Origin of the sequence: Streptomyces sp. NRRL F-5650, assembly GCF_000721365.1 — a bacterium.
GTDB classification, from domain to species: Bacteria; Actinomycetota; Actinomycetes; order Streptomycetales; family Streptomycetaceae; genus Streptomyces; species Streptomyces ardesiacus.
Map to the genome: position 1 here is coordinate 1 of NZ_JOGV01000202.1, position 231 is coordinate 231.

Annotated in this window: 1 protein-coding gene; it reads right to left on the minus strand. The window is 75.8% G+C overall.

All coding sequences use genetic code 11. From position 1 onward, the window contains the following. On the minus strand, positions 1-231 hold a 231-nt coding region (locus IG88_RS0138165), incomplete at both ends, for an iron chelate uptake ABC transporter family permease subunit (protein ID WP_031051592.1).

Sequence of the window (231 nt, forward strand, 5' to 3'; positions counted from 1 at the left end):
CGAGGACCGCGGTGAGCACCGCCGCGACCGCCACCCCGGACAGCACCAGCCGCGACGAGGTGATGCGTCCGCCGGTGCGGGCGGTGGCGTACACGAGCAGGAGCGCGCCCAGGGCGCCCACGAAGGCGGCCACCGACAGGGAGGCCGGCCCGAAGAGGGTGACCCCGAACACGATCACCGAGACCGCGCCGAGCGACGCCCCGGAGGAGACGCCGAGCAGGTACGGCTCGG